A 15,214-nucleotide genomic window follows, 5' to 3' on the forward strand; every position below is an offset into this window, starting at 1 on the left:
AATTAACATTTGAATTCTCGGAACAAATCTTCTATGCTTTATCGTTTTTTGAAGCTTTTTTAGTTCTATTATATCTTCTTCTATTAGCTTTTTATCTATTACCTTCATATCTATTACCCTCATATCTATTATCTTCATAAGGGTTATTATATCATTGTTTTGGTATAAGGAGGCTTTTAATATAATATAATTATCATTCCTTTTCGGTTTTGCTATTAAAATGTATCACAACACAAGAATTAATTAAAAAACTAAATTTACCGGATATTTAAATCAACATTAATTGTTTTGAGGCTTCTCTTTTTTTGAATTCTTCTTCTATTGCTTTAAGGACTTCCTGTTTATATTTTGGAGAGCACCAGTAAGGAGCTATAAGTTCTTCTTCTGAGGCTTCGCCGGTTATTCTATGAACTATTATATCTTTTGGAAGATAAGAAAGGAAATCCACTGCAAGTTTTGCATACTCTTTTATATCAAGCTCTTTAATCTCACCTTTATAATATTGTTTCTCCATAACTGTATGTTTTACTATATGTAAAGGATGTATTTTAATACCATCTACTCCGAGGGCTGCTATAACTTTTGCTGTTTCCATCATATCTTCATAATCTTCATCCGGTAATCCAAGTATTACATGGACACATATTTTAATATTTGGTCTTTTTTTAGTTCTTAATACTGCATCTATAAATTCAGATACACCGTGAGCTCTATTTATCTTCCTTAATGTTCTAAAATGGGCAGTTTGCAATCCATACTCTACCCAGATTTCCGGTTTTTCTACAGTATAAGTTGCAATAAGGTCTAAAACTTCTTCCGGCACAACATCCGGTCTTGTTCCAATAGACATACCTATAATTTCATCATAGCTCATAGCTTGGTCATAGATTTCTCTGAGAGTATCAACATCTGCATAAGTGTTTGTAAAAGCCTGAAAATAAGCTAAAAATCCTTTTATATTTTTAAATCTATTTTTATAAAATTCTATACTTTTCTCTATCTGTTCTTGAACCGTTTTTCTACTCATTGCATAAGGGCTAAAAGATTGGTTATTACAAAATGTGCAACCTCCTGATGCTTTTGTTCCATCTCTGTTAGGACAGGTAAATCCGGCATCTATTGCAATTTTTTGTATTCTTCCACCATATTTTTCTTTTAAATAATCATTAAATTTTCTGTAATACATTCATCACTCCTGACAAAATTTTTTGGATTATAAATTATATCTTTAAAAGATAAAAATCAAATGCTTTCTTTTTTAGGTTTGACAATTAATTTTGCCAATTTATTAGCATATTGAGCAGTAAATATCCCTATAATACTTAATACCAAGGTATAAATTCCTACAAAAGGCAATATCTCAGATGTTCCAAATTTTGCCATAACTATTGAAAATTCTCCTCTGTTAATTATAGAAAAACCTGCATTTAAAGAAGCCTTTTTGGATAAACCATACATCAGACCGCCAATATAACCTGTTAAAAACTTACCTATTATGGATAGAATAATAACAATAATCAAAGCAACAATCATTTTAATATCTGCTGCTATGCCAAAATGGATAGATGCACCAAATAAGAAGAAAAATATTGCTACTGCCAAATCTCTAAATGAAAACATAACTTTTTCAACTTCATGAGATTTTCCTGTTTCTGATATTATCATACCCATTAAAAAAGCACCAAGAGCCTCAGACAAACCGATAAACTGGGTAAAACCGGAAAATGTTATAAGCCCTCCAAGAGAAAGAAGAGTTAATATTTCACTTTCCAAATAATTATCTATAAAATTTGCTATTTTTTCTTTAAATAGATAAATAATTCCAAATGCAAAAGCAAAAACAAAAATAATCTTTAAAAGTATTGTTCCAATAGAAAGTATATTAAAATCATTACCTACTGCTATACCGGAAATTATAGCAAGAATCAAAGGAGCAATTATATCTTCAAAAACCATAAGCCCAAGTATCATCTCTGTTTCTGGGTTGGCTATTCTTTTGTTATCAATTATAATTTTAGATGTAATAGCAGAAGATGAAGCATAAGCTACACCGGCTACAAGTAAAGATACAAAAATATTAAATCCAATAACTTTCATAACAATAAATATCAATACAAAATTAAAAAAGAAATCTATTAGCCCTACTTTCCATATATTTTTAGCTGTAGTTATAGCTCTTTCTATATTAAACTCAAGACCAAGATAAAAGAATAATAAAACAATACCAATCTCACTGATTTTCTCAATAGCTTCTTCTCCGTGAACAAAATTACCAAGTAATATACCGGCTATTATATAAAAAATTATAGAAGGAAATTTTGTTTTATAACTAAAATATACTGCAATAAATAAAAATAAATTAAGAACTCCAAATTTAAGAAGAAAAGGAATATTGAGGTGTTCTATCATTTTAATTTACAAGCAGGATAAAATATTTCAAAGAATTTTTCTATCTGTTTTTTATCTCCAACTACAATTAAAGTATCTCCTTCTTTTATAATCTCATCCGGTGATGGATTAACGATAGATGTATCTCCTCTTAAAATAACTATTATAGATGCTCCCGTTAATTTCCTTATTTGCAACTCTTTTATAGATTTATCTTTCATAATAGAATCTTTATCTACTTTTATCCATTCCATCACAAGATTTTTAAATAAAATCTCCTTTGCATCTTCTTCAGGTGGTTTAAAGTAAGTTCCCATTAATACAGAACCTACCTGTTTAGCTTCTTCTTCATTCATTGAGATTGTGCAAACAGGTTCATCATAATCTGCTTTATCAAAATAATAAATCTCTCTTCTACCTGAAAAATGAACTATTACAGATATTTTATCTTTTTCATTTGTTATAACAGAATATTTTTTACCAATACCCGGTAATTCTGTTTCTGTAAATTTCATTTTTTATCCCTCAAAATCAAAAAATTTTTTATAATTTTATCATAAAGTTTTTGGTAAAATATCCGAAAAATTATTAAAATAGATGAGGTAGATATTATGCAAGAAAAACAGCCTTTTGATATAGTGTTAAAATTAGCCATAAATGGTGAGATAGACCCTTGGAATGTTGATATAGTAGATTTGGCAGATAAATATTTAAGAGAAATAAAAAATATGTATATCCCAAATCTCAGATACGCTTCTAAAATCATTATGGCTGCAGCCCTTCTGCTAAAAATGAAAGCAGAAGCTCTTGATATTACAAAAGAAGAAGAGAAAGAGGGAAAAATTCATAGAAAAAGATTGTTTGGAATAAAAAGATTTTATACAATAGAAGAAATAGCAAATGTATTAAAAGAGTATATATCACCTGTTATTGAGTTTAAACCCTCAAAAAATAAGAATATTCAAAAGAGTTCTCCAAAAATAATAAATAGGAATAAAAATAAATTTGAGCTTCCACCTTTATTTCATGCAGTTTTAGAAGATGCAATTAAACTTATTGAGGCAGAGATACAGAATATAGATAATGTTATAACATTAAAAGATTTAACTTATCCGAGCAAATCACAAGCTTTTGTGGCTTTATTGTTTTTAAATTATGATAATAAAATAAATATCTATCAATATCAGCATTTTGGCGATATTTTTATAGAGAAAAATATTGATTATATAGAAAAAACTGGCTCTTAATTATCTTAAAGCTTCAAGTGGTGTTATTTTTGATGCTTTAATTGCTGGATAAATACCTGCTACAAATCCAAGAATAACAGAACTAATTGTTGCAAAAATTATAACATCTACAACTATTATAAATGGTAATTTAAACAATAAAAATACAATAGAAGTAATCAAAACTCCCAAAAATGCTCCAAATACTCCACCAATTAGTGCAATTATTCCAGATTCTAATATAAACTGGGTTAGTATATTATTTCTTGTAGCACCAACAGCCCTTCTTATTCCTATTTCCTGTTTTCTTTGATTTACTATTAATATCATTATTGATAATATTCCTATTGCACCTATTAAAAATGATACACCGGCAGAAATTACACCAAGTAATTTAAATATTTTGAGAGCTTGAGTTTGCATTTTTATCACATCTTCCATAGATATAACAGTAAAATCATCTTTATCAGAAGGATTTATATGATGTAATTTTCGCAGTAATAATTTTATTTGATTTTTAACAATATTTATACTTTCTTTGGAATCGGCCTGAATATAGATAGTGTTAATATAATCTACATTTGCCAATCTTCTCATAGCAGTTTTTATAGGTGTATATATTAAAATATCTTGGTCGTTTCCGGTAATATCTGCTCCCTTTTCTTCCATTACTCCTATTACTTTAACAGGCACTCTAAAAATCAGTATAGTTTTTCCAATAGGATTTTCATTTTTAAAAAATTTTTCTGCAATCTTAGAACCTATAACAATAACCTTTTCTCCCCTTTGCATCTCTTCAAGATTAAAAAATCTACCTTCTTTTACTTTTATATTTCTAATAACCGGATATTCTGTTGTTGTGCCTATTATTGTTGTATTAATTATTTTATCTTTATATCTAACCGGATAATTTAATGTATAGGCAGGTGCTAAATTTTTTATATGTTCTATCCGGTTTTTTATTATATAAGCTTCTTCTAATTTTAAAGTGTTGGCAGTTGTTAATGCTCTTTCTTGCCCTCTAAATACTCTTACTTCTCCGGCTTTTACCAAAATAATATTTTCTCCGAGCTTTGTAGCTTCTTGATTTATCTTTTCAGTTAAAGAGTTAGATATGCTAATCATTAATATTAAAGCAAATGTTCCAAATGTTATCCCAAGTATAGCCAAAGCAGACCTTACTTTGTATTCTGAAAATATCCTAAAAACTATTTTTAAACTGCTTATTAGAAATCTTTTTTTCATGATTTAATAGCTTCCATAGGATTTATTCTTGATGCTTTTAATGCTGGATTTAAAACTGCAACTATACCAACTATTAATGATACAATAACTGCAAAAATAAAGGATATCCATGAGAATTTAACCGGAAATTCTATTATTTTTACTAAGAGTTTAGAGCCTCCAAAACCTATCAAAAATCCAATTATAGAAGCTATAAATGTTATTATCAGAGCCTCATATATAAAATGCTTCAAAATATCCCTTTTTGTAGCACCAACAGCCCTTCTTATTCCAATTTCATGGGTTCTTTCATTTACAGATAATAAAAATAAATTAGCAAGGACAAATCCACCAATAGTTAAAGATATAGTAGAAGATAGACCAAGGAATAAAACCAAAGAACCGGTAAGTTGAAGTAGAAAATTTAAAATTTCCTGAGGTGTAAGAATAAAAACATCTATATTTTTTTGTTTAAAATACTGCTCTATCTTTTTTGTTAAATCTCCAACATCTACATCTTTATATAGCTTTAATCTTATTCCATCAATATATTTATTATCATGATTTATTTTTGACATAATTGTTGTGTAAGGCATCATAACCCTATCATCTAAATCCTCACCGGTAGGTGTGCTTCCTCTTTCAGAGAGAACTCCTATAACTTTGCAAACAAGATTATTTAATGTTATATATTTACCAACAGCTTCTTCATTTGAGAACAACTCTTTTTTTACAGTTTTTCCTATTATACATACATTTGCTTTTGTATCTATCTCTTCTTTACTGAATAATCTTCCTTCATCTATATTCCAAGACCAAATCTCACTAAATTTTTCAGAAGCACCTATTAATCTTGTATTATGTTTTTTATCTTGATAAGATAGTTTTACATTAGGTATAAATATAAGTGGCATTGATAATTTTATTTCCGGAAATTTTTGGGTTATATCTTGATAAATTTCAAGGGTTATTGTTTTTTGTCTTTGTCTTAAAGAAGTTATTTCTTGAGAGCCACCAAAAATCATCATACTATCTGGACCAAATTTATTTACAATTTCATAAGCTTTGCCATAAGCTCCTTCAACAGAAGCAACAATAATAGAAAGAGAAGCTATACCAATAGATATGGCTAAAATGGAGAAAAATGTTCTTATTTTAAAGGATATTACAGCTTTTAAAGAATCTTTAAATATTTTCATTATCTTTTTTTAAGCGGAGAGGGCGGGATTCGAACCCGCGGTGCAGGTTTTACCCCGCACAACTTCTTAGCAGGAAGCCGCTTTCGACCACTCAGCCACCTCTCCAAAATATTATTAAATAATATATAACAATTTTTATTTTAAACCATATTATCAGTTTATATTATAGCACAAATAAAGCTAATTTTTTAATCTTTAGACAGATAGCTTTCAAATACCTCACATATACCTTTATCTATTTTAAACTCTTTATCTAAAATCTGTATAAAACCATTAAAACTAAATTTATCAAATAAATCCGGTTTATAATCTTTGCATATATCTTTATATTGGTTATACATAAACCAATCTTCTATTTTAAAACTACAACTTAAAATCATAATTTTTGCATCAAAGCTATCAGAAAGCTGAAATCTTTTTATAGCCTCTGTATAATGATTTTCCAATATATGCTTACAACCTCTTAAAAACCATTTTTCAGAGAAAGGTAAATCCTTATTTAAATAATCTTCAAAAAAGGATATATCTAATTTATTATTATCCTTATCTTTAAAATATACCCTTATTTTCCTAAACTGCTGGGGCGTTAGCATATTATCCAAAATATTCTAAAAATCTTTCCAATCTATGTTTTAATCTTTTAATACTTATTACTTCTACTAATAAATCAAGACCTACTCCGGAACTTTCACCGGTTAATGCCAATCTAAGCGGATGATATAACTCTTTTCCTTTTACAGAGAGCTCTTTTTGTATTTGCTTTGTTATCTCTTTAAAATCTTCTTTTTTTATTTCTTCTTTATCTTTTATTTTCTCATAAAATGCTTTTACAACATCATAAGCTTTAGAATTTTTTACTTCTTCTATTATTTCCTGTGTATAAGGAAAATCATCAACAAAGAATGGTTTTGCTCTTTCTTTTATATCCATTAATGTTTCTATGCTATCTCTTATTGCTTCCATAACTTTTTTGTAATAATCATAATCTGCTATATATCCAAAACCTTCAAAAAATTCTACTGCTCTTTTTGTAATAGTATCTATATCTAAAATTTCCCTTATATATACTCCATTCATCCATCTTAATTTTGTTCTATCAAATATAGCCGGTGATTTATTTACATCTTCTATTCTAAATTGTTTTATTATTTCTTCTTTTGATAAGATTTCTTTTTCATCTTTTGGATGCCAGCCAAGTAAAGATAGATAGTTAAATACTGCTTCAGGCATATATCCTTCATCTTTTAAAGCTCTAACTGATGTTGCTCCATGTCTTTTGGATAATTTAGTTCTATCTTCTCCAAGTATCATAGGCATGTGGGCAAATTTAGGTGTTTCAAATCCAAGGGCTTTGTATATTAATATCTGTTTAGGTGTATTTGCAAGATGGTCTTCTCCTCTTATTACATGGGTAATACCCATTAATGCATCATCTATTACTACAACAAAGTTATAAACAGGCATTCCATCTTGTCTAACTATTACAAAATCTCCAAATTCATTAACATTTATTTCAATATGCCCTTTTATTAAATCTTCAAAAGCTACTACTTCTCCATCCGGAACTTTAAATCTGATTACCGGCTTTATTCCTTTTACTTCGTAATCCATTCTTTCTTCCGGTGTAAGATTTCTACATTTACCGGAATATCTATAAGGCCTTCCTTCTTTTATTGCTTTTTCTCTTTCTGCTTCAAGTTCTTCTTCTGTGCAGTAGCAAAAATAAGCATCTCCGGATTTTAACAATTTATCTACATATTTAGCATATATTTCTAATCTTTCTGATTGTCTATAAGGACCGTGTTCTCCACCTTTATCTGGACCTTCATCCCATTCTATACCAAGCCATTTTAAATCTTCTATTAGCATTTCTTCATATTCTTTTTTAGAACGCTCTAAATCTGTATCTTCTATTCTTAATATAAATTTTCCATTTTCATGTCTTGCATATAAATAATTAAATAATGCAGTTCTTGCATTTCCAAGATGTAAATAGCCGGTAGGACTTGGTGCAAATCTAACTCTTTTCAATCTAAAAACCTCCAGAAATTTAGATAAATTTATTATATCAGATTAGGAAGCCATTTATTTCAACACACCAAATTTTTTTCTTTTAGCATTTACAAATTTCTGGATTTCTTTCCAACTTTTTGTATTAAGAATATCTTCTTTGGTGCACCAGCCTCTTCTTGCTATTGCTACTCCTATTTCCATATATGCAAAATTTCCAAAGCTGTGGCTATCTGTTGATATTACAAATTTGACTCCTATCTCTTTTCCTTTTTTTACCCATACTTCATTTAAATCCATTCTGTTTGGCTGTGCATTTATTTCAAGGGCTGTTCCTGTTTCTTTTGCTACTTTAAGAATTTCATCACTTACCGGATAACCTTCCCTTTGACCGAAAATTCTTCCTGTTGGATGTCCAATAGCAGTTACATAAGGATTTTCACAGGCTTTTATTATTCTATCTGTATTATCTCTGTTAAAATGGGTATGGATAGATGCAACTACCCAATCAAGCTTTGATAAAACTTCATCTGATAAATCAAGGGAACCATCAAGCAAAATATCTACTTCTATTCCTTTTTTGATAAAATCAAAACCTATCAATTTATTTAATTTATCAATCTCTTCTATCTGTCTTAATAAATCTTCTTCTGATAAACCATGGGCTACCCTTACAGATTTAGAATGGTCTGTAATTGCTATATATTCATATTTATATCTTTCTCTTACAAACTCAATTATTTGCTGTATTGTATTCATTCCATCTGTCCAAGTAGAATGAACATGTAAATCTCCTTTTATATCAGAAAGTTCTACAAGCTTTGGCAGTTTCTTTTCCAAAGCAATCTCTATTTCTCCTCTATCTTCCCTTAGTTCCGGTGGTATCCATTGCATTCCTATTGCTTCATAAACACCTTCTTCTGTTTCTCCGGCTATCTTTTCACCGGTAGAAGCTATAAAAACTCCATATTCACTAACCTTCAAACCTTTTGATTTTGCTATATCTCTCATATGAACGTTATGCTCTTTTGAACCGGTAAAATATTGCAAAGCTGAACCCCATTCATCAGGATTTATAACCCTTAAATCAACCTGTCTTTCCCTTTGTTTTATTAATACACTCGCTTTTGTATCTCCTTTTGCAAGTATCTCTTTTACATCTTCCAAATTTACAAAATAATTTATTATTTTTTCCCTATCTTGCTGATTTGCAGATACAAGAATATCTATATCTCCAATTGTTTCCTTTTTCCTTCTTAAACTTCCGGCAAGCTCTATATTTTTTATTTCTTTTAGATTTTTTAATTTCTCTACTAAACTTCTTCCTATTTCTAAGGCTTCCCATAATATCAATCTTTTTTGAGAAGCTTCATAAAGTTCTAATCCTTTTAACATATTTTTTACTTTCTTTTCTCCAAATCCTTTTAAAGAAGCTATTCTTCCATCTTTTAATGCTTTTATAAGTTCTTCTTTGGTAGTTATTCCAAGCTCTTCATAAATTCTTTTTAATGTTTTAGGGCCAAATCCGGGTATCTCCATTAACTGTAGAAAATCCGGTGGAACTAATTTTTTAAGCTCCTCATATTTAGATATTTTTCCGGTTTGTATATATTCTTTTATCTTTTCTATCGTATGGGAACCAATTCCCCTTATTTCTTCCAATTTTCCTGAGATTAAATAATTTCTTACATCATCCGGCAAATCTTCTAAAAGATTAGCCACTCTTTGATAAGTTAATGCTCTAAATTTATCTTCATCTTTCCCTATAAATTCATAAATCATAGCCATTTCTCTAAATATCTTTGCAAGCTCTTTATTTATATTTCTATACATAGATATCCAAACCTCCTTCCTTTTTAATTTGATTTTCTTCTTTTTTCTCTTCCTTTTCCTCTTTATTTTTTTGTTTTCTTTTTTTTATTATAAATTCTTTACGGGAAAGATGCTTGGTTATTGGATTTATTTTTAAAATTTCCGGTAATTTAAAATCTTCCATTTTAATCACCTCTTTTTATAAAAATAGGCATAAATTATTATTAATCAAATCTCTGATATAATTTTATTGTTAATGCTTTGAATTAGAAATTAAATTCAAATGATAAAAAATAAAAGCGAATTGAGGTGATAATATGAAAACATTAAGCTATAGGGTTCTACTTAGAAAAGAGCCTGAGGGTGGTTATACAGTAATAGTTCCTTCTCTTCCTGGTTGTGTAACCTATGGAGATACAATAGAGGAAGCAATTGAAATGGCAAAAGAGGCTATTGAGTTATACATAGAAAGCTTAAAGGAACATAACGAAGAAATACCAACGGAAGAAGAAACTTTTGAATATAATTTAAGATTAGAAGCTAATGTCTAAACTCCCATCTCTCACTCCCCAAGAAATTATCAAAGTGCTTGAAAAGAAAGGATTTGTATTAGATAGGATTAAAGGAAGCCATCATATTTACTACCATCCTGAAATGAAAAGAAGAGTTGTTGTTCCTCTTCATAAAAGAGATTTACCAAAGGGGACATTGTTTGAAATCTTAAAACAAGCAGGTATATGAACTAGTAATTAAAATTATAGCCAAATATAGTTATTAATAGATGTATTTTGACAAATACTCTGAAAGGCTTTACACTTATATATTATGAAGAAAAAGATGAATGAAAGAATTATCGGAGCATATAAATATAGGCATTTTGGTAATAAAGGTAAAGTAGATAAGATATTGCAAGTTCTTAAAGAATACAGAAAAACTGCAAAAGATATTGCAAAGATACAATGGAATTTATTTTTTAAACAAGGTAATTTTAATGAATATAATGAAGTAAAAAATATTAAAAGCAAGTTATCAGAAAGATACAAACAAACTTGCCAATCACAATTAGTAGGTATTTTGGAAAGCTATATTTCAAACAGACAAAATGATTTTGTAGAGATTGTTTATAATAGCAGTTTAGATAAAGATACAAAATTCATATTATTCGTTATAAACAAATCAAAGGTTTGGTTTAATGAAAAATTACAAAAAGCAGTTTTAAAAGATAAGAAAGGTAAAGTTATAAAGGAACTACCGATAAATAAATATCATTACAAATTAGCAAGAAAAATATTAAAACATACATTTAAACAAAATAAATTTCCATCTTTTAAAAATATATCAATGAATTTAGATAAAAAAGTAATGGATATACAGAAAAAGAAAGATGGTAAAGCAAAATCATTTGATTATTGGGTTTCCATTACTACATTAGAAAAAAGAAGACCGGTTTATATTCCATTAAAAACAAATAGTTATGCAGAAAAATTAGATGGTAAATTTTTGAATTTTATCCAAGTTAATGAGAAAGATAATGATATTGAAATAAGATTAGTAAAAGAGTTAAATAAAAAAGAAGAATATATTCCGCAAACAGATATATTGGCAATAGATATAGGATTAAATCCATTATTTGCTACTGATAAAGGGGATTTGTTTGGAAGATGTTTTAAGGATTATTTGATACAATTAGATGCAAAAATAACAAAAAGAATGCAATATTTACAAAAGAATAATATAAAACCGTCAAAAGATAAAAAATATAAAAAGTTAGTTCAAAAATTTAGAGATTTCTTAAAAAGTGAAATAAATAGGATTTTTAACAGGATAATAGAGATTTATAAACCAAAGGTAATAGTATTAGAGAAACTTGATTTTAGAAGTCCGGATTTATCAAAAAGATTAAACAGATTAATATCAAATTTCGGAAAAAGATATATAAATGAAAAAATAGAAAGAATAAAGCAATTCTATGGTATAGAAGTTATTTTTATAAATCCTGCATATACATCACAAGAATGCAGTAATTGTGGATATATAGATAAAGACAACAGAAAAGATACTCATACTTTTGAATGTAAAGCCTGTGGAAATAAAATAAATGCACAAGTAAATGGAGCAAGGAATATCTTCAGGAGAAGTTCTCTTGGAGAGATAACACCATACACATCAAAAAAGAAAGTCCTTCAAATATTGGTAAAACAATATTTGGAGAGATACAAAGGGTGTAATAGTGCTCCCTGTGAATTACTGATGAATAATCCTTATTATCGGGATTATCTTAGTAATTCCAAACCCCTGATGTGTGTGGAATAGATGTCTATAAAAGGGGGGAACTATTTCTGATATAATTTTATTATTAATAATAGGTCGGAGGTTATTTAGTTGTTTGAATTACTTACAGAAAAATTTAGTAATGTAATAGAAAAGTTAAAAAGGGCTAAAAAATTAGATGAAAAAGTTGTTGATGAAGCTCTAAAAGATATAAAAATTGCATTACTTGAAGCCGATGTCCATGTAGATGTTGTAAAAGAGTTTATAGAGGATATAAAGAAAAAAATAATAGGTCAAGAAGTTATAAAAGGATTATCTGCCGGTGAAACTGTTATTAAATTACTTTACGATGAAGTAATAAATATACTTGGAGGAGAAGAAGCTTCTTCAATAGCAAAACCGGAAAAACCACCGGCAATAATTATGCTTGTAGGTCTTCAAGGAACCGGTAAAACAACAACAGCCGGAAAATTAGCCAAATATCTAAAATCCAAAGGATATAAAGTAGGTGTAGCATCTACCGACGTAAGAAGACCGGCAGCAGCAAAACAACTTTGCACTTTGGCATCATCTATAGATATCCCTTGTTTTGTAGATGAAAATGAAAAAGATGCTCTTAAATTGACAGAAAAAGTTATAGAAGACGCAAAAAAACAAGGATTTTCTTACATAATCTTAGATACTGCCGGTAGATTGCATATAGACGAAGAATTAATGGAAGAGTTAAAACAAATAAAAGAAAAAGTAAAACCGGCAGAAGTTATATATGTAGCAGATGCAATGCAAGGACAAGATGCAATAAATACAGCAGAAGAATTTCATAAAGCAGTTGGTCTAACAGGTGTTATCCTTACAAAATTAGATGGTGATGCAAAAGGTGGTATAGCATTATCTATAAGAAAAGTTATTGGAGTTCCTATAAAATTTATCGGAACCGGAGAAAAAATAGATGCCCTTGAACCATTTTATCCTGACAGAATAGCCCAAAGAATACTCGGACTTGGAGATATACAATCACTTATAGAAAAAATGCAAGCAGCAATAGAAGAAGATAAAGCCAAAGAAATGGCACAAAAAGTTATGAATGCAGAATTCACCTTAGAAGATTTAAGAGAACAGATAAGAATGATAAGAAGTATGGGACCATTAGAAAATATATTAAAAATGATACCGGGAATAGGTGCCCAAATAAAAAACCTTAAAGTAGATGAAAAGAAATTTGTGCAGATAGAAGCAATTATAAACTCAATGACACCTGAAGAAAGAATGAAACCTCACATTATAAATGGAAGCAGAAAAAAAAGAATAGCTAAAGGAAGTGGAACAACCATAGTAGATGTAAATAAAGTTTTAAAACAGTATGAAGAGATGAAAAAAATGATGAAAAAATTTAAAAAATCTGGTAAAATGTTTAATCCTTTTGGTAAATTTGGTGGATTTAAATTTTAGAAAAATAGGAGGTTTTTGAAAGTGGTACGTATCAGATTATCCAGAGCAGGTAGAAAAAAGCATCCGGTTTATAGAATGATTGTTGTAGATAGCAGAAAACCAAGAGAAACAAAAGCTATAGAGTATATAGGAACTTATGACCCAATATTAAAAACCGGCAATATAAATGTAGAAAAAGCAAAAGAATGGATAGCAAAAGGAGCTCAACCATCAGAAAGAGCTTTAAAAATACTCAAAAGCTTCGGATTGGAACAATAAACTGAAAAATTCTTGTAGGAGGTTGAAGAGAGATGAGCAAATTGCAAGAAGTAGTAGAGTACATGGCTAAAGCCCTTGTTGACCACCCTGAGAAGGTGGAAGTTAGAGAAATAGAAGGAGAGAAAATAACTGTTGTTGAACTTAAAGTAGCTCCTGAAGACCTTGGAAAAGTTATAGGAAAACAAGGTAGAGTAGCAAGAGCTATGAGAACAATCCTTGGTTCTATATCAAGAAAAATGAACAAAAGAGCAGTATTGGAAATTCTTGAATAATTAAAATAGATGTGGGGGATTCAATCCCTCACATATTCAAACAATCTTCAATATCTAAATCAGTCTCAATAGTTATCTCTCTTCTTTCATTATCTAAGACATTAAAAGAAAATTTTATTTGATTTTTAGTATATTTAGTATAATCTTCTTTTGGCCATTCTATAATAATTAATCCTTTTCCTATAAAATCTGTGATATCAAAATCATCTACTCTGTATAAATCAATATGGTATATATCAAATTGCCTACCTTCATAAATATTCATAATATTAAATGTAGGAGATACTACTTCATAATCATCAATACCAAAATTTTTAGCAATATATTTTGTGAATGTAGTTTTTCCGGCTGCTAAATTTCCTTCTAAAAGAAGGAGTTCATCTCCTTTTAAACATTTTACAACTTTATTTGCAAAATCTTCAAGTTCTTGTAGATTATTGATTATAATTTTCTTTTTCATCTAATCTTAACTCTTTAATCTAAATTTTAGGTTTTTTGGGACAGCTTTTTAGTTATTGATTATCAAGGATTGTAGATACTTGGATGTCCCATTATTTTTGAAATATTAAGCGGAGAGGGAGGGATTCGAACCCCCGGTGGGCTGTCAACCCACAAGTGATTTCAAATCACCCGCATTCGTCCACTCTGCCACCTCTCCATATCCTTAAAAAGGGTATAAATATTATAATAGAAAAAAATTTTTTTGCAACAATTTCAAAACGATTTCTTTAATTTATTCCTATGCAATATAATCTCTCTTATATTGCATTTTACATTTTATATATGAATTGTATATAAACGAAAAACTACACCTTTTTAGAATTTCTATAGCAAATAAAATGCAGTTTCCTATAAGTTTGTTTAAAAGTTTAATTTCAAACTTGAAATATGTTATTTACAAGTGAGTTATAATATATTATGTTTAAAAATTGAATAAGATTAATTACTTACAGGGTGTTGGTGGTTAAATGGTGGTTTTTCTCAAAATAACTGATTACGATTTTACCTATTGAGAGTGTTTAAAAATTCGCTAATACTTGACAAACAATCAGTTGCTTAACATATTATCTAATCATTGTTTACCAAGGTTAAAAAACTGGTAAAA

At 28.7% G+C, this 15,214-nt stretch carries 17 protein-coding genes and 2 tRNA genes; 7 read left to right on the forward strand and 12 right to left on the reverse strand.

The features are described from left to right. Positions 1–268: 268 nt before the first annotated feature. The 3 genes from mnmL to QOR43_RS07915 are packed head-to-tail and all read right to left on the reverse strand — an operon-like array spanning position 269 to position 2,903. The gene (gene mnmL, locus QOR43_RS07905; protein ID WP_265134898.1) at positions 269–1,186 is read right to left on the reverse strand and encodes a tRNA modification radical SAM protein MnmL/YtqA; all 918 of its coding nucleotides are present in this window, start codon (positions 1,184–1,186) and stop codon (positions 269–271) included. Between the two features lie 56 nt (positions 1,187–1,242). After that, positions 1,243–2,409 carry a cation:proton antiporter gene (locus tag QOR43_RS07910; protein WP_265134899.1) on the reverse strand — a complete coding sequence of 389 codons (1,167 nt, stop codon included), beginning with the start codon at positions 2,407–2,409 and terminating at the stop codon, positions 1,243–1,245. Beyond that, a complete protein-coding gene (locus QOR43_RS07915) occupies positions 2,406–2,903 on the reverse strand; it encodes a cation:proton antiporter regulatory subunit (RefSeq protein ID WP_265134900.1) in 498 nt (165 codons plus the stop codon). The genes QOR43_RS07910 and QOR43_RS07915 overlap by 4 nt, the downstream gene beginning before the upstream one ends. A gap of 96 nt (positions 2,904–2,999) precedes the next feature. Here QOR43_RS07915 and QOR43_RS07920 point away from each other — a divergent pair, with 96 nt between their 5' ends. Next, complete coding sequence (locus tag QOR43_RS07920; protein ID WP_265134901.1) at positions 3,000–3,635, forward strand: segregation/condensation protein A; 636 nt, start codon at positions 3,000–3,002, stop codon at positions 3,633–3,635. Here the strand turns inward: QOR43_RS07920 and QOR43_RS07925 are convergent, their stop codons facing one another. The 7 genes from QOR43_RS07925 to QOR43_RS07955 all read right to left on the reverse strand — a co-directional run bounded on the left by QOR43_RS07925 (position 3,636) and on the right by QOR43_RS07955 (position 10,043). Next, positions 3,636–4,859: an ABC transporter permease gene (locus tag QOR43_RS07925; protein WP_265134902.1), complete on the reverse strand. Its 1,224-nt coding sequence runs from the start codon at positions 4,857–4,859 to the stop codon at positions 3,636–3,638. It abuts the gene before it with no gap. Beyond that, positions 4,856–6,037, reverse strand: coding sequence for an ABC transporter permease (locus tag QOR43_RS07930; protein ID WP_265134903.1), 1,182 nt, complete (start codon positions 6,035–6,037; stop codon positions 4,856–4,858). Before QOR43_RS07930 ends, QOR43_RS07925 begins: the two co-directional genes overlap by 4 nt. 14 nt (positions 6,038–6,051) lie before the next feature. Continuing rightward, positions 6,052–6,142 (reverse strand) — tRNA-Ser (locus QOR43_RS07935). An 83-nt stretch (positions 6,143–6,225) separates the two neighbouring features. Beyond that, positions 6,226–6,639 (reverse strand): hypothetical protein, encoded by a 414-nt coding sequence (locus tag QOR43_RS07940; protein WP_283571471.1) that lies wholly within the window; start codon positions 6,637–6,639, stop codon positions 6,226–6,228. Then, positions 6,632–8,068: a glutamate--tRNA ligase gene (gene gltX / locus QOR43_RS07945; RefSeq protein WP_265134906.1), complete on the reverse strand. Its 1,437-nt coding sequence runs from the start codon at positions 8,066–8,068 to the stop codon at positions 6,632–6,634. The genes QOR43_RS07940 and gltX overlap by 8 nt, the downstream gene beginning before the upstream one ends. A 54-nt stretch (positions 8,069–8,122) precedes the next feature. Further along, positions 8,123–9,880: a DNA polymerase/3'-5' exonuclease PolX gene (polX, locus tag QOR43_RS07950; protein WP_265134907.1), complete on the reverse strand. Its 1,758-nt coding sequence runs from the start codon at positions 9,878–9,880 to the stop codon at positions 8,123–8,125. Continuing rightward, positions 9,873–10,043, reverse strand: a complete 171-nt coding sequence (locus QOR43_RS07955) for a hypothetical protein (protein ID WP_265134908.1) — start codon at positions 10,041–10,043, stop codon at positions 9,873–9,875. Before QOR43_RS07955 ends, polX begins: the two co-directional genes overlap by 8 nt. Positions 10,044–10,176: 133 nt before the next feature. On the opposite strand from QOR43_RS07955, the gene QOR43_RS07960 reads away from it, so the two are divergent. The 6 genes from QOR43_RS07960 to QOR43_RS07985 all read left to right on the forward strand — a co-directional run bounded on the left by QOR43_RS07960 (position 10,177) and on the right by QOR43_RS07985 (position 14,109). After that, complete coding sequence (locus QOR43_RS07960; RefSeq protein ID WP_265134909.1) at positions 10,177–10,410, forward strand: type II toxin-antitoxin system HicB family antitoxin; 234 nt, start codon at positions 10,177–10,179, stop codon at positions 10,408–10,410. After that, entirely contained in the window at positions 10,403–10,600 is a 198-nt protein-coding gene (locus tag QOR43_RS07965; protein ID WP_265134910.1) for a type II toxin-antitoxin system HicA family toxin, read from the forward strand. Before QOR43_RS07960 ends, QOR43_RS07965 begins: the two co-directional genes overlap by 8 nt. Before the next feature lie 96 nt (positions 10,601–10,696). Then, positions 10,697–12,172 (forward strand): zinc ribbon domain-containing protein, encoded by a 1,476-nt coding sequence (locus QOR43_RS07970; protein ID WP_265134911.1) that lies wholly within the window; start codon positions 10,697–10,699, stop codon positions 12,170–12,172. Between the two features lie 69 nt (positions 12,173–12,241). Continuing rightward, complete coding sequence (gene ffh / locus QOR43_RS07975; RefSeq protein WP_265134912.1) at positions 12,242–13,579, forward strand: signal recognition particle protein; 1,338 nt, start codon at positions 12,242–12,244, stop codon at positions 13,577–13,579. A gap of 21 nt (positions 13,580–13,600) precedes the next feature. Then, on the forward strand, positions 13,601–13,837 hold the full coding sequence (gene rpsP / locus QOR43_RS07980) for a 30S ribosomal protein S16 (protein WP_265134913.1): 237 nt from the start codon (positions 13,601–13,603) through the stop codon (positions 13,835–13,837). A gap of 32 nt (positions 13,838–13,869) precedes the next feature. Beyond that, the gene (locus QOR43_RS07985) at positions 13,870–14,109 is read left to right on the forward strand and encodes a KH domain-containing protein (protein ID WP_265134914.1); all 240 of its coding nucleotides are present in this window, start codon (positions 13,870–13,872) and stop codon (positions 14,107–14,109) included. Between the two features lie 28 nt (positions 14,110–14,137). On the opposite strand, the gene tsaE is transcribed toward QOR43_RS07985, so the two are convergent. After that, positions 14,138–14,569, reverse strand: a complete 432-nt coding sequence (tsaE, locus tag QOR43_RS07990; RefSeq protein ID WP_265134915.1) for a tRNA (adenosine(37)-N6)-threonylcarbamoyltransferase complex ATPase subunit type 1 TsaE — start codon at positions 14,567–14,569, stop codon at positions 14,138–14,140. A 110-nt stretch (positions 14,570–14,679) separates the two neighbouring features. Then, positions 14,680–14,767, reverse strand: a tRNA-Ser gene (locus QOR43_RS07995). Between the last annotated feature and the right edge of the window lie 447 nt (positions 14,768–15,214).

Source organism: Venenivibrio stagnispumantis (assembly GCF_900182795.1).
In the GTDB taxonomy this organism is placed as follows: domain Bacteria; phylum Aquificota; class Aquificia; order Aquificales; family Hydrogenothermaceae; genus Venenivibrio; species Venenivibrio stagnispumantis.

Bases quoted from the DNA above. Each gene is read 5' to 3' on its own strand.
- mnmL (WP_265134898.1), bottom strand. From the start codon at position 1,186: ATGTATTACAGAAAATTTAATGATTATTTAAAAGAAAAATATGGTGGA.
- QOR43_RS07910 (WP_265134899.1), bottom strand. From the start codon at position 2,409: ATGATAGAACACCTCAATATTCCTTTTCTTCTTAAATTTGGAGTTCTT.
- QOR43_RS07915 (WP_265134900.1), bottom strand. From the start codon at position 2,903: ATGAAATTTACAGAAACAGAATTACCGGGTATTGGTAAAAAATATTCT.
- QOR43_RS07920 (WP_265134901.1), top strand. From the start codon at position 3,000: ATGCAAGAAAAACAGCCTTTTGATATAGTGTTAAAATTAGCCATAAAT.
- QOR43_RS07925 (WP_265134902.1), bottom strand. From the start codon at position 4,859: ATGAAAAAAAGATTTCTAATAAGCAGTTTAAAAATAGTTTTTAGGATA.
- QOR43_RS07930 (WP_265134903.1), bottom strand. From the start codon at position 6,037: ATGAAAATATTTAAAGATTCTTTAAAAGCTGTAATATCCTTTAAAATA.
- polX (WP_265134907.1), bottom strand. From the start codon at position 9,880: ATGTATAGAAATATAAATAAAGAGCTTGCAAAGATATTTAGAGAAATG.
- QOR43_RS07955 (WP_265134908.1), bottom strand. From the start codon at position 10,043: ATGGAAGATTTTAAATTACCGGAAATTTTAAAAATAAATCCAATAACC.
- QOR43_RS07960 (WP_265134909.1), top strand. From the start codon at position 10,177: ATGAAAACATTAAGCTATAGGGTTCTACTTAGAAAAGAGCCTGAGGGT.
- QOR43_RS07965 (WP_265134910.1), top strand. From the start codon at position 10,403: ATGTCTAAACTCCCATCTCTCACTCCCCAAGAAATTATCAAAGTGCTT.
- QOR43_RS07970 (WP_265134911.1), top strand. From the start codon at position 10,697: ATGAATGAAAGAATTATCGGAGCATATAAATATAGGCATTTTGGTAAT.
- QOR43_RS07985 (WP_265134914.1), top strand. From the start codon at position 13,870: ATGAGCAAATTGCAAGAAGTAGTAGAGTACATGGCTAAAGCCCTTGTT.
- tsaE (WP_265134915.1), bottom strand. From the start codon at position 14,569: ATGAAAAAGAAAATTATAATCAATAATCTACAAGAACTTGAAGATTTT.